16 protein-coding genes are annotated in these 11,899 nt (G+C 43.7%); 9 read left to right on the top strand and 7 right to left on the bottom strand.

Going from position 1 to position 11,899, the window contains the following annotated elements:
- Positions 1 to 12 precede the first annotated feature (12 nt).
- From ACZ5NL_RS07375 to ACZ5NL_RS07355, 5 genes are read left to right on the top strand one after another with little or no spacing between them, the layout of a single operon-like run.
- Positions 13 to 219 (top strand): hypothetical protein, encoded by a 207-nt coding sequence (locus ACZ5NL_RS07375; RefSeq protein WP_464843388.1) that lies wholly within the window; start codon positions 13 to 15, stop codon positions 217 to 219.
- A gap of 2 nt (positions 220 to 221) precedes the next feature.
- A complete protein-coding gene (locus ACZ5NL_RS07370) occupies positions 222 to 551 on the top strand; it encodes a hypothetical protein (RefSeq protein WP_464841667.1) in 330 nt (109 codons plus the stop codon).
- 60 nt (positions 552 to 611) lie between these two features.
- The gene (locus ACZ5NL_RS07365; RefSeq protein WP_464841665.1) at positions 612 to 1,868 is read left to right on the top strand and encodes a cytochrome c biogenesis protein CcdA; all 1,257 of its coding nucleotides are present in this window, start codon (positions 612 to 614) and stop codon (positions 1,866 to 1,868) included.
- A 12-nt stretch (positions 1,869 to 1,880) separates the two neighbouring features.
- On the top strand, positions 1,881 to 2,234 hold the full coding sequence (locus ACZ5NL_RS07360; protein WP_464841664.1) for a DUF302 domain-containing protein: 354 nt from the start codon (positions 1,881 to 1,883) through the stop codon (positions 2,232 to 2,234).
- A gap of 57 nt (positions 2,235 to 2,291) precedes the next feature.
- Positions 2,292 to 3,107: a hypothetical protein gene (locus tag ACZ5NL_RS07355; protein ID WP_464841662.1), complete on the top strand. Its 816-nt coding sequence runs from the start codon at positions 2,292 to 2,294 to the stop codon at positions 3,105 to 3,107.
- 4 nt (positions 3,108 to 3,111) lie between these two features.
- Here ACZ5NL_RS07355 and ACZ5NL_RS07350 read toward each other — a convergent pair whose 3' ends face one another.
- Genes ACZ5NL_RS07350 through ACZ5NL_RS07335 form a run of 4 tightly spaced genes read right to left on the bottom strand, consistent with a single transcriptional unit; the run spans position 3,112 to position 6,031 of the window.
- On the bottom strand, positions 3,112 to 4,185 hold the full coding sequence (locus ACZ5NL_RS07350; RefSeq protein ID WP_464841660.1) for a M24 family metallopeptidase: 1,074 nt from the start codon (positions 4,183 to 4,185) through the stop codon (positions 3,112 to 3,114).
- Between the two features lie 43 nt (positions 4,186 to 4,228).
- Positions 4,229 to 4,540, bottom strand: a complete 312-nt coding sequence (locus ACZ5NL_RS07345) for a cupin domain-containing protein (RefSeq protein ID WP_464841659.1) — start codon at positions 4,538 to 4,540, stop codon at positions 4,229 to 4,231.
- Between the two features lies 1 nt (position 4,541).
- Positions 4,542 to 5,882, bottom strand: a complete 1,341-nt coding sequence (locus tag ACZ5NL_RS07340) for a DUF438 domain-containing protein (protein ID WP_464841658.1) — start codon at positions 5,880 to 5,882, stop codon at positions 4,542 to 4,544.
- Between the two features lie 5 nt (positions 5,883 to 5,887).
- A complete protein-coding gene (locus ACZ5NL_RS07335; protein ID WP_464841656.1) occupies positions 5,888 to 6,031 on the bottom strand; it encodes a hypothetical protein in 144 nt (47 codons plus the stop codon).
- 100 nt (positions 6,032 to 6,131) lie between these two features.
- Here ACZ5NL_RS07335 and ACZ5NL_RS07330 point away from each other — a divergent pair, with 100 nt between their 5' ends.
- Entirely contained in the window at positions 6,132 to 6,611 is a 480-nt protein-coding gene (locus ACZ5NL_RS07330; RefSeq protein WP_464843386.1) for a DUF1858 domain-containing protein, read from the top strand.
- Here ACZ5NL_RS07330 and hcp read toward each other — a convergent pair.
- Positions 6,608 to 7,978 carry a hydroxylamine reductase gene (gene hcp / locus ACZ5NL_RS07325; RefSeq protein WP_464841654.1) on the bottom strand — a complete coding sequence of 457 codons (1,371 nt, stop codon included), beginning with the start codon at positions 7,976 to 7,978 and terminating at the stop codon, positions 6,608 to 6,610. The two genes, ACZ5NL_RS07330 and hcp, sit on opposite strands and share 4 nt — an antisense overlap.
- Positions 7,979 to 8,150: 172 nt before the next feature.
- Here hcp and ACZ5NL_RS07320 point away from each other — a divergent pair, with 172 nt between their 5' ends.
- A complete protein-coding gene (locus ACZ5NL_RS07320; RefSeq protein ID WP_464841653.1) occupies positions 8,151 to 8,537 on the top strand; it encodes a transcriptional regulator in 387 nt (128 codons plus the stop codon).
- Between the two features lie 3 nt (positions 8,538 to 8,540).
- Here ACZ5NL_RS07320 and ACZ5NL_RS07315 read toward each other — a convergent pair whose 3' ends face one another.
- Positions 8,541 to 9,068 (bottom strand): DUF998 domain-containing protein, encoded by a 528-nt coding sequence (locus ACZ5NL_RS07315; protein WP_464841652.1) that lies wholly within the window; start codon positions 9,066 to 9,068, stop codon positions 8,541 to 8,543.
- 101 nt (positions 9,069 to 9,169) lie between these two features.
- Here ACZ5NL_RS07315 and ACZ5NL_RS07310 point away from each other — a divergent pair, with 101 nt between their 5' ends.
- Together ACZ5NL_RS07310 and taw3 are read left to right on the top strand one after the other, a co-directional pair.
- On the top strand, positions 9,170 to 9,517 hold the full coding sequence (locus tag ACZ5NL_RS07310) for a thioredoxin family protein (RefSeq protein ID WP_464841650.1): 348 nt from the start codon (positions 9,170 to 9,172) through the stop codon (positions 9,515 to 9,517).
- Positions 9,518 to 9,549: 32 nt separating this feature from the next.
- Positions 9,550 to 10,143 carry a tRNA(Phe) 7-((3-amino-3-carboxypropyl)-4-demethylwyosine(37)-N(4))-methyltransferase Taw3 gene (gene taw3, locus ACZ5NL_RS07305; RefSeq protein WP_464841649.1) on the top strand — a complete coding sequence of 198 codons (594 nt, stop codon included), beginning with the start codon at positions 9,550 to 9,552 and terminating at the stop codon, positions 10,141 to 10,143.
- Between the two features lie 11 nt (positions 10,144 to 10,154).
- Here the strand turns inward: taw3 and thsB are convergent, their stop codons facing one another.
- Positions 10,155 to 11,789, bottom strand: a complete 1,635-nt coding sequence (thsB, locus tag ACZ5NL_RS07300) for a thermosome subunit beta (protein WP_464841647.1) — start codon at positions 11,787 to 11,789, stop codon at positions 10,155 to 10,157.
- Positions 11,790 to 11,899: the final 110 nt, after the last annotated feature.

The raw sequence follows: 11,899 nt of genomic DNA, 5'->3' as shown, positions 1-11,899 counted from the left end.
ACGGTGATACAAATGGAGGCAAAGGTCTGCAAGTTCTGTGCCGGGGACAGGCTTGATGATGTTGTAAAGGCCCTAGAGGAAAAGGGCTACTCCGTGGGCGTTGAGGGATGCATAGGGCTCTGCGCAAAATATGCGTGCGGGAACATCAACGTTATAGCTGAGGAAAGAGAGATATCCGTGAAAAGCTTTGAAGACTTCATTAGAGCCCTGGAGGAGTAAAAATGGCAAAGGCCCTGGTGATAATCTCGGGTGCGGATGAAAGGGCCCTCGTGGGGTTTATGTGGGCAACCAACGCAATAAAATACAAGTGGGTTGAAGATGTTGAGGTCATCCTTTTCGGCCCGATAGAGAGAGCAGTGGCAAGAGGAGACAAGCGCTTTATCCCCTGGATTGAGAAGCTGAGGGAACTTGGAAAGCTCCCTGTGGCGTGTAAAAGAATTGCAGAGCTTGAAGGCTTTGAAGCTTCCCTGCAAAAATACACAAAAGTAGAGTACGTGGGAAAAATTATAGCAGAGCATTTAGAAAAAGGCTACACACCGATGACATTTTAATGAAAAATCCTTCAAGAAAAGCCTTTTAATTCATTTTTCCACATTTCTTGGGGTGAAAGCGTGAGAAAACCCATTATGCTCCTAATTGCTCTCGGGCTTTTCATAAGCTTGGTGAGTGCAGGTAGTGTGAGTTATGGGGATTTGGAGTTTTACACCATTTCAAGCGAGAAAGAGCTTGAGGCTTTACTTTCAGCTCATGATGGGGAATACTTCTTTATCTTTTACCATTCAGAAACTTGTCCGGCTTGTAATTATATGAAAACCAGCGTCTTCCCAACACAAAAAGCCAAAGAAATCCTAAAAGGCATAAATTTGATTTCAATTGACGTGTATAAAGGGAGGGCATTAACAAACCTTCAATACAAGATTTATGATAAAGTTCTCGTTATCCAGCCAGACAATACTGGATACTACACGCCAAGGGAGAAAGGAGAGCTAATAAATGTCGGCGTTCCAGGCACACCGACGATGGTAATATTCAAAGCTGAAAATGGAGATAAGATTCTAAAAGGGGTAGCCGTTGGAGCTTTAAACCCTGAAGGTTTAGAGTTTTTTGTGCGAAGCAGCATTGGTAATGAGAATTCAAAAGAAGAAAATAAACGCTCTTCCGCAGGCAATTTATCTCTAGCACTCCTTTTACCTATATTTTCAGCTGGAATTCTAAGCGTGTTTTCACCCTGTGTGCTTCCTCTTATAGCGGGAACTTTTTCACTCCTCTTTGCAAGAAGGAAGGTTGAAGTTGTCATAGCAGGTCTCATTGTCTCTTTCTCTTTGCTCGGGGCTTTGGCAGGTAGCTTAGGCTCTTATATATCCCAGATTAGAGGGGCTCTCTACCTCATAGGCGGTCTTGGCTTTATTCTGGTTGGGGTATCGCTGATAAGTGGTAATATTAACCAAAAACTCCTCAGATTTATGCCTTCTCCCGCAGATAGAATTTCATCGAAGAATGGGTACGTTTACGACTTCCTATTAGGTTCTGCACTTGGAGCCACTTGGATTGGATGCATAGCGCCTTACGTTGGGTTTGCTGTTATTACAGCGGCATTAAGTGGAAGCGTCTTAAAGGGGATAGTGGTTATGGGTATTTACGGTCTGGGAATGGGACTTACAATCTATTTAATCCTTAGCTCAAAGGACTTAGCCGAGTGGATAAATGGAAAGTTTCTATCGAACAGACTAAGCCTAACCAAGGAGAAGAAAGCTAAGTGGGAAAAAATTCTAGGAGCCGTGATAATTCTCTTCGGACTTCTAATGCTTACCGAACTAACTCCCCTTAAGCTCTGGAGTGCGCTATTTGAAAAGCTTGCAAAACTTTAAGGAGGTGGTCAAATGTTTAGATATAGAAGAAAGGTTGAAAGGCCCTTAAAAGAAGTTGAAGAAAAGCTAAAGACAGAGCTTGAGAAAAAGGGATACAAGGTTGTACTTGAATTTACGCCGAGCGACGTTGTGAAGGCAAAGCTCGGCGTTGAGATGGAGCCTTATAGAATCCTTTACGTCTGCAACCCAAAGAAGTTCTACGAGATGACGAAAGTGGAATACGAGGTAGGTTCTTTTGCTCCCTGTCCAGTCTTGCTCTATGAAAAAGAAGGAAGCGTATACGTTGCTATAAACACTGCGGATGATATTATAGATGTCATCAAAGAACCTCTTGAAGACGTTAAAGCAGTCATAGAGTCTCTTTGATTTTCTTTTCCACAATTTTAATAAGGTTAAAATGCAAAATTTAATGAGGTGATTTTCATGCAAAGAGCTCTTGTAACTTTAACCCCCTCAGAAAGCAAACGCTTGATTGCTAAAGCTGTCGTTGCCCTAGAAGAAGTTCAAAATGCGTTGAAGCATGGTTTTGTATACATAGCCACCGGCACAACCACCGCGTACATAGCGGAGGAGATTCTTGGAGAGAAAATTGAAAAAGAAAAATGGACAGTAGGTACAATAAGTAAAGGGAGAACCTGTGTAACGGCCAAAAAAACCTGGCCAAAACACCTAGTATTGTACAAAGGAAAGCCCTTCGAAGGGGAGCCTTTAGAGGCTTTGAAAGAAATGGGGCCGGATGACGTCTTTATCAAAGGAGCAAATGCTATCGATGTTAATTGGAATGTGGCAGTTTTTGCGGCCGCTCCAGATGGAGGCACAATTGGCAAAACATATGGATGGACGATAACCAAAGGGGTCTTCACGATAACCCCGATAAGCCTTGAGAAGTTCACTCCAACACCCGTGGAAGTGAGTGCAAAGATAACCGGAATCCATTCATTTGACTGGGGAACTGGATTATATGCTGCTCTTGTACCTATTCCTCATGCAGTCCCCATAACTGAAGTTGAGGCATACGAGATCCTTGCCAATGTTGATGCGATTCCAATAGCTGCCGGCGGTGCCGGAGGAGCAGAAGGAAGCGTGACACTTGTACTTGAAGGAGACGATGAAGATATGGAAAAGGCAAAAGAAATAACAAAAGCAGTTAAAGGAGAGCCTCCGTTAAAGCCATACACAGAGGACTGTTCTATCTGTGTATTCGCAAAGATCTGTGGAATTGGCAGTGGAGCTTTTTGATTTTCTAATATTTTGTCACATTCTCCAACTTTTTGTTCAAAATAAACGTGTCTTCCTTTTTTATTGCCCCTTCAGGTATCATGAGAGGAGCATGAACCATTGCAAGAACCATGCCCTCCTTAGCTTCCATTGCTCTATGAGGCACAACTATGGTTGTTATTGGGTCCTCCTCTATCAGAAGTCCAACCCCATGTGTATAGCCGGTTATGTAGTAGTCTCCGAGATTTCTGGATTTGTAGATTTTCTCAATTTCTCTTTCTACCTGGATAAACCTAACCCCGGGTTTGGTGTTCTCCGCTGAAGTTATGTAGGCTTCTTCCATAGCTTCCATGGCGTTTTTCGCCCGCTCGCTTATTTCTCCTACTGGGAAAGACCTGGTTATGTTGGCATAATAGCGATTCCAGTCTGCACCTATTACCACCGAGACAATACTCCCCTCCCTAATCTTAACGTCCCTGAATGGCTCTGCATGTGCCCTTGGAGTTGCTGAGACGTAAACTTTTGGCTCTTCACTTCCGTTGAGCATTAGCTCCCTCATTATTTCAGCTGCAACTTCAAGTTCTGTTTTTCCGGGTTTTATTTCTTCCTCTGCAACTTTCATCCCTTTTACCGCTATTTTCCCAGCTTTTCTTATGTTCTCTAGCTCCCACTTATCCTTGATCATCCTAAGCTCCATGGAAAGGCCTCTGACATCAACGATCTCCACCTCAGGGTTGAGCTTTTTAAAGAGTTCATAGAAGAGTATGTAAGCATCTCTCTCCACGCTGAACTCCATACCTATTCTGCTGTATCCATTTCTCTTTATCCACATAGTTACGTTGGCCATAAGGTCTTCCGTTTTTTGGAACTCTATTACATTCTCTATCCAGCTTCTCTGTTTGAAGAGTTCAGCTTCTCCCTTGGCAACGATAACTAGTGGATCTCCCTCCGCGGGAATAAGAAGGCTTGGTCTGAGCCATTTAGTCCCAGTGAAGTAAACAAAAGTCGAGAGTGTCCTTATTACTGCCCCATCTATTTCATTTTTTCTCAAAAGTTCTTGGAATCTTTCAACTCTCTTTTTAAAAACTTCCCTTCTCATGTAATCACCTTCACCAACAATTAGTTTCAATAAATAAAAAGATTTAACCAAGTTTAATAACAAGAAACTTCAAAGGCAAATTACCAGCGTTTCTAACAGTGTGAGGGATATCCTTTGGGAGAAAGACGAGAGTGTCTTTTCTAACTTCTTCACTCTCTTCCCCTACCTCAACCATTGCTTTTCCCTTAATGATATAGATAAAAGCATCTACCGGTGTGGTGTGTGTATCAAGAGCCTCTCCCGGTTTCAGTGTAACCAACATTGCCTTTACATTTTCCCTCTTGAGCAGAGCCCTAACGTCAGCCCCATAAGGATTCTCCATCCTTTCAGCTTCTTCAGCTTTAACTACAAACACCTTAATCCCTCCAGTCCAAAAGTCTTTTCTCACCCTCTATGGCTTTGTACGGGGCGATATCCATCGTCATCTCGAGCGTTCCAATGTATTTGCCGTTTTCGTCAAAGAGGGGCACGTATTTGATGTAGACGTACTTTTCTCCAAGTTTAAGCCAAAAGGTGGCCTCTTTCTTTCTCCCTTCTTTGAATGCCTTCAGGATTTTGTTAACTATATAAACACTCTTTGGTGGGTGACAGAGCTGAACTGGTCTTCCAAGCACCGAGTGTGTCCTTATGAATATCCTCTCACCTGGTGAGAAAAATCTCACTCTATCCTCTTTATCTATGAATGTCACGTCAACAGGCAAAGCCTCAAAGATAGCCTTAAGCTCTTCCAAACTTAGATAGCCAGTCCCAAGATCTATGTCTCCCTCTCTCTTCAGTCTAGTCTTGTCAAACTCTAGAGGCTGACCTCTAAGAGCCTGCTGAACTTCCTTTGGGAGACCAAGGAGTTGCTCAACACTAAGCTCCGGATCAATTTCCCATGGGTGCAAAGGTTTAACATCCTCAGAAACACTCCATTCAGGTGGTTTTACTTTGTAATACCCAATTTCTTCCTCCTGCATTCTTATGGCCTTCCATTCCCCTTCGCTGAGGAGAGCTTTTAGCGTTGGATAGAATATGTTGTTTTCTCTGAAGACCATGTCGCTGAGCGCGAATGCTGCCTCACCTGCCTTAGCTTTGAAGCGCTCCACGAACTCCTCCCAGGGCATCTCGTCCCTCTTTCTCAAGAGTTCGGCAAGTTGCTTTATCATTACCCTTATTTCATCATGTTTCGTCCAGAGAACCGTAGCTATAGCCGTTAAACCTCTTCTTTCTATATAAGGAAAGATAAGCATCTCCTCACGATTGTAGTGTGTGAAGCCAACCTTTCTGAGGTTGTTCACTATCTCCTCAAGGACTCCGAGAATTTCTTTACGCATACGTTCGTCCTTTGTTGTTGCTAAAGTTCTCGCATAAAGGTTAAGCATTTCGGCATCTTTCATAATCTCCTTGTTCTCCTGATAGAGGGTTTTTAACGGATGGCCGTCAGGTAATTCCTTCTCTTCTAGTTCTTCAGTCCCTTTAACTGCTTCTCTGAACAGTTCCACGTGAAGGTCACACATTTTAGCTATATCCTTGGCTGAAATTCCTTCTTTCACAAGCTCCTGTTCTATAAGGGGAATTTCAAGAGGGGAGATGTTGCTTAAAACTTCTCTAAATTCCTCTTTGAGCTTTTCAACGCTCTCTCCTTCGTGGATTCTAAGTAAAAGGTTCTTAAGCTGTTTTTTCTTATACTCACGGTTGCTTAAAAGCTCTGTCATTCTACCTACCCCCAAACCTTTTTCGATAACAAGTCTAGACCGTAGAGGACCTCATCGTTCCTCTCTTTCAGTCTCGTGCGAACATCAACAGTTCCAAGCACCTCAAAATTTACTCCCCTGAGTATTTCCACAGCTTTCATATCTATCATCTCATGACATATGTCATATCAAATGTTTTTAAGCCTTTCTGGACAAATTTGTCCAGCAAAGTTTATATGTCACATGTCATAAGCGAAAATGGTGAAGCGGATGATGTTGGATGTGAGAGGACTAAAACCTCCCCAGCCGGCGGTTATGATATTAGAAAGCTTGGAAAAAGTCAACATAGGAGAAAAGCTTGAGGTGGTTGGCGATAAGCCCTTTGTAGATATGATACCCAAGCTTGAAGATGCAGGATATGAAGTGGAATTGCAAAAGATGGGGGAGTTCTTTATTCTGAGGATTACAAAGACAGAAAGTTCTAGAGAGCTAAGGATGGAAGTGGAGGAGTGTGATGAAAACCTCGAAGAGATATCAGAAGACACCAACGTAGCGAAGATACTCAAGGTTTATCCAGAATCACTCGACATACTCGTGAAGTATGGCTTTTCACCGCTCCAAAACCCTGTACTCAGGAAAACTCTTGCAAGAACCGTTACCCTTAAACAGGCTAAGAAGCTCATTGGTATGAGTGACGAGAAGTTCAAGGAAATGATGGAAGAGCTCAAAAAATTGGAGAAAAAAGATTAGTCAATTTCCTCTGCAAGAGGTGAACCCTCTTCTACTTTTATCCTCCTGCTTAACATATCTCTAAGATCTTTTTCTGGATCGCTTATGAGCTTCAGCTCGAATTGCCTCCTTATAGTCTCGAAGACGGTCGGAGTGAGGAACTCCGGCGGCTTGGGTCCGATGTAGATACCCTTGATGCCGAGGTAGAGGAGCGAGTACAGTATCGCTATAGCCTTCTGCTCCATCCAGCTGAGGACGATGCTGACCGGGAGGGAGTTGACATCGGTTCCAAGCTCGTTCGCTAAAGCTATTGCTATCTCAATTATCGAATAGACGTTGTTGCACTGGCCGAAGTCGAGAAACCTCGGAATGCCCTCGATGGTGCCGTAGTCCCTCGCGTTGTAGCGGAACTTGCCACAGGCAGCGGAGAGTATAAGCGCATCTTTCGGAATCAGCTCAGTGAGTCTCTCGTAATAGCCCATACCCTTGTGAGGTGTGTCACAGCCACCGACAACAAAAATGTGCCTTATCTTGCCCTCCTGAATCAGCTCTATGAGTCTGTCCTTCATGGCCAGCACGTTTGTGTGGTGGAAGCCGGTGAGGAGCTTTCCACCGTCGTAGGCTTTCATTCTCGGAGTTTTGAGGGCCCTCTCTATAACCGGCCCGAAGTCGTAGTCCTCTATGTGGGGGACTCCTTCAAGGCCTGCTATTCCGACTGTGAAGATTCTGTTGGCGTAAGCCTTCGTCGGCTGCTGGACGCAGTTGCTCGTTCCGAGTATGACACCTGGGAACTCCGCGAACTCCTTCCTCTGATAGAGCCACGAGCCTCCCCAGTTGCCGTGGAGGGCCTTAAACTTCCTCAGCTCCGGGTATGCATGTGCCGGGAACATCTCGGCGTGGGTGTAGACCTTAATCTCATCTTCAAGACCTCTCTCCTCAATCTGCCTGAGGAGCTCATAAAGGGCCTTGTAGCTGTGGCCGGTGACGAGTATGCCGTGTCCCTCGACCGTTCCGGTCGGGACTTCGACAGGCTCGGGCCTTCCGAAAGTCTCAACGTAAGCTTTATCGAGGAGCTTCATGGCCTCGAGGTGAACCCTTCCGTTCTCGAGGATCAGCCCAAGAAAGCGGTTCTTGTCAAAGTTAACATTGGTGAGCGTGGAGTAGAGCGCTTCCGCCAGAAAGTGGCCTATCCTCGGATCATCGTAGCCGACCTCAAGGGCGTGGTAGTAGTAGGCTGAAGTGCCCTTTATGCCGTAGAGCAAAGCTTCTTGGAGTGAATTCAAATCCGGATCCTTTCCACATACTCCTTGAACCGTACACCCGCCTGTTAAACTCATTGAACATTGATTACACAACATATCATATTCCTTTGGAAGCCTTATCGCCATTTATATCACCTCCATTTTATGACACATGTCATATCCTCGATTATTATTGAAATTTTTTACATAAAAGCTTTGCGGTTTATTAACCTAAAGAGGCGATATGACTTATGTCATTACAACTTATGGATTATTTTGACAGAAAAGTTTAAATATTCCATGTGTCATAAAATAGATCATGAAAACAAATGCCTTTGATGCTGTAGCTAAGTATGTATATCCAGCCCTTCGCAGGCGATTAGTGGAAATACTAAGGGAAAGTGGACTTAACCAAATTCAGATAGCTAAGCTTTTGCATATAACTCAATCCGCTGTTTCGAGGTATCTAAGAATGAACAGAGGTGCCCTCATAGAGGTGGAAAAATTTCCAGAGATTGATGAGAAGCTGAAAGAACTCGCAGAGAATATAATGAAAGAGAAGCCCGATGAGTATTATATCCACGGAGAACTCGTCAAGATCGCTGTTGAAATGCTTGGAAAAGGTTACGTTTGCTCTTTCCATTCCAAGGTAGACCCGGAGATAGATCCAAAGCTCTGTAGAATATGTATAGAGACCTTCGGGTAGATTTTACCGCAAAGCTATCAGCAACGCAAAAACCATTATCAGCATTATTTCATAAGTTTCTATTAGAGCTACAGATGGCCATTCAATAAGAGTTCCAACAATTGCAAGGATAAAAAGCAGGAGTGAAATATTTCTAAGCCTTTCCTCACTTCCTAAACCATAAAGGAGCATTCCGAGAAAGAACTGGACAAAAAAGTATGTGGAAATAAAGACATGGGGTCTAGTTCCTCCAGGATAAAGTCCTATAAGCGCCAGAAATATTGCGGCAACAGTTATATACGCCCCTCCAACGGTCTGAAGTTTTGTTTGAGAAATGAGAATCAAGTATACCGCAAAAAGCATTACAAATATTGAAGAAATGATCAGCCCATAATTATAAATCCAAGGTGAATTTGCTTCCACCGTTCCAAGATCACTAAGTGCGTGTTCAAAAAACGAGAACCACCTGTTTCTTGAGATTGCCCAAAAAGTAAAAAGCCAATAAGATATCCCTCCCGCTATCCCGGAATACTTCAAGATATCAACTCTCATAGTTTAGGTTTAGTTTTGGCTGAAAATAAATCTTTCTTGAAAATTTTTTCACAAATTCATTTTTAAATCTCTTCACTTGAATTTTTCTTGGGGGTGAGAATATGGATGAGCTGGAGATGATTAGAAGAAAAAAGATGCTTGAGCTCATGAAAAAAGCGGGGATGATTGAGGTCAAACCTAAGAAGCCAAAAGTTGTCATTGAGGTCATAACTTCTCCCGGTTGCCCATACTGTCCAATAGCATGGGCAATGGCTCAAGAAATAGCGAGAAAATATGAGGGTGTGATAGCAAAGGAAGTGAGCGTTGCAACTCCAGAGGGACAGAGAAAGGCGATGGAGCACAATATCATGGGTACTCCAACAATTTTGATAAACAACCATGTTGAATTCATAGGTGTGCCGAACTTTGCTGAATTTGAAAGAAGAGTCAGGCAGTATCTTTCCGCATAAACTTTAAAAATCGCTCTCTTTTAATTTCTCCCATGTTTTTATATGGAAAAAATTTTGAAATACAAAAGACGAAAGCCCTTAAAAGTCTGGAGGAAGCTCTTGAAAAAGACCTAGTGGACAAAGATATTGTTTCCCTTTTAAAGAAGGTAAATTCTCTTGAAAACTACTTCACAACGTCCTCATGTTCTGGCAGGATAAGTGTCATGCAAATTCCGGATTTCGGGGACAAGCTCAATGCAATATGGCTTGGCAAGTGGCATCGAGAAGTAGAATTAACAGAGGTGCTTGAAGCAATAGAAAAACACAGGGAAGGAATGCTCTGGTTTATGCTTCACAGCCCAATACTCCACATTTCTGCAAAGACCCTAGAAGATGCTGTAGAATTGCTTAACTTGGCTATCTCCTGCGGTTTCAAGCATTCAAACATTAAAAGCATAAGTCACAAAAAGCTCGTAGTGGAGATTCGCTCAACTGAGAGAATGGATGTTCCCTTAGGCAAGGATGGAGAACTCTGGGTAAGTGAGGAGTATCTTGAAAGAATAGTTGAAATTGCAAATCTTCAGCTCAGAAGAGCCAAGGAAAAACTTAGGAGACTTGAGAATGAAATTGAAAAACTTAAGAAGTAGAAGAGAAGACTTCAGAACTCAGTTTCTTCTTCCCCTGGTCCCTTTCCGCCTTCCTTCTCTTTCTCAAGCTTGCTTGCGGCAATGACGTCGTCGATTCTGAGTATCATTATTGCAGCTTCGCTTGCGCTCTTTATGGCTTGCTTCTTGACTCTCAATGGCTCAATGACGCCTCTCTCGAGCATGTCAGCTGGTTCCCCAGCAAAGACATCTACACCGATTGTTGAGCTTTTGTCCTTGTGAGCTGCGGTTACTTTCACTAGGACATCAACGGGGTCAAGCCCTGCGTTCTCTGCAAGAGTTCTTGGAATTACCTTCAATGCATCGGCAAATGCTTCAATAGCGAGCTGCTCTTTACCACCAACTTCTTTTGCATATTCGTCAAGCCTTATTGCGAGCTCGATTTCGCTTGCTCCACCACCAGCAACGATCTTTCCGTCTTCAACGATGTCCTTGACGACTTTTATTGCGTCTTCGAGGGCTCTCTCGACTTCATCAACGACGTGCTCTGTTCCTCCTCTAATGAGGATTGTGACGGCTTTTGGATTCTTGCAGCCCTCAACGAACACCATGTTTTCGCCAGCGACTTTCCTCTCCTCAACGAGCTCTGCATAACCTAAGTCATCTGGTGTAAGGTCTCTTACGTTTGTAACGATCTTCGCACCTGTTGCTTTGGCGAGCTTCTCCATGTCGCTCTTCTTAACTCTTCTAACGGCTAGGATTCCTGCCTTTGCGAGGTAGTGCTGTGCTAGGTCATCAATTCCCTTCTGGCAGAAGACAACGTTAGCCCCTGTGGCAACGATCTTGTCGACCATCTCCTTGATCATCTTCTCCTCTTGCTCAAGGAATGCCTGGAGTTGCTCTGGGCTTGTGATTCTAATCTCAGCGTCTGTTTCAGTTTCTTTAACTTCAAGTGCTTCATTGATAAGTGCGATCTTGGCGTTTTCGACCTTCTTTGGCATTCCTGGGTGGACTCTTTCCTTGTCGATAACGACACCCTTAATGAGTTGAGTGTCCCTTACGCTTCCACCTTCCTTCTTCTCAAGCTTGATGTTGTCAATGTCCACAATGTACTTGCCATCAACTTCCTCTGCAACTAGTTTTACAGCATCAACAGCAAGCTTTGCAAGGTATTCTCTCTCTTCCTCTGCCGCTTTTCCAGTTATGGCGGTTGTTGCTGCCTTCATGAGTATCTCTTCATCCATCGGGCTAACATCCTTTGCAATGCTCTCAAGTATCTCCTGAGCCTTTTCAGCTGCAAGGGTGTAACCCTTAACGATTATCGTTGGGTGGATGTTCTGGTTAAGCAACTCCTCGGCTTTTCTTAAGAGCTCACCAGCGATGACTACCGCTGTTGTGGTTCCATCTCCAGCTTCCTTGTCTTGGGTCTTTGCAACTTCGACCATCATTTTAGCAGCTGGGTGCTGGATGTCCATCTCGTCAAGAATAGTTGCACCGTCGTTTGTGATGACTATGTCACCAAGGCTGTCAACAAGCATTTTGTCCATACCTTTTGGACCAAGGGTGGTTCTTACGGTTTCAGCAACGATTCTTGCTGCAAGAATGTTCAATCTCTGGGCATCTTTTCCAACATATCTCTGGGTTCCTTCGGGAAGAATCAATATTGGCTGGCCTGCAAGTTGGGCCATCTCCACCCACCCCCGACTTTTTTTATTTCTTATCTGCGGGGAATTTTTAGTTACAATGTGTTTTCATTCCGATTATCCATTCCTTTGTGCTATTTATAAATTTTTCGGTC

Source organism: Thermococcus aegaeus (genome assembly GCF_055393685.1).
The sequence above is the reverse complement of the archived record's forward strand: the minus strand, read 5'-3'. Positions and strand labels throughout refer to the sequence as shown.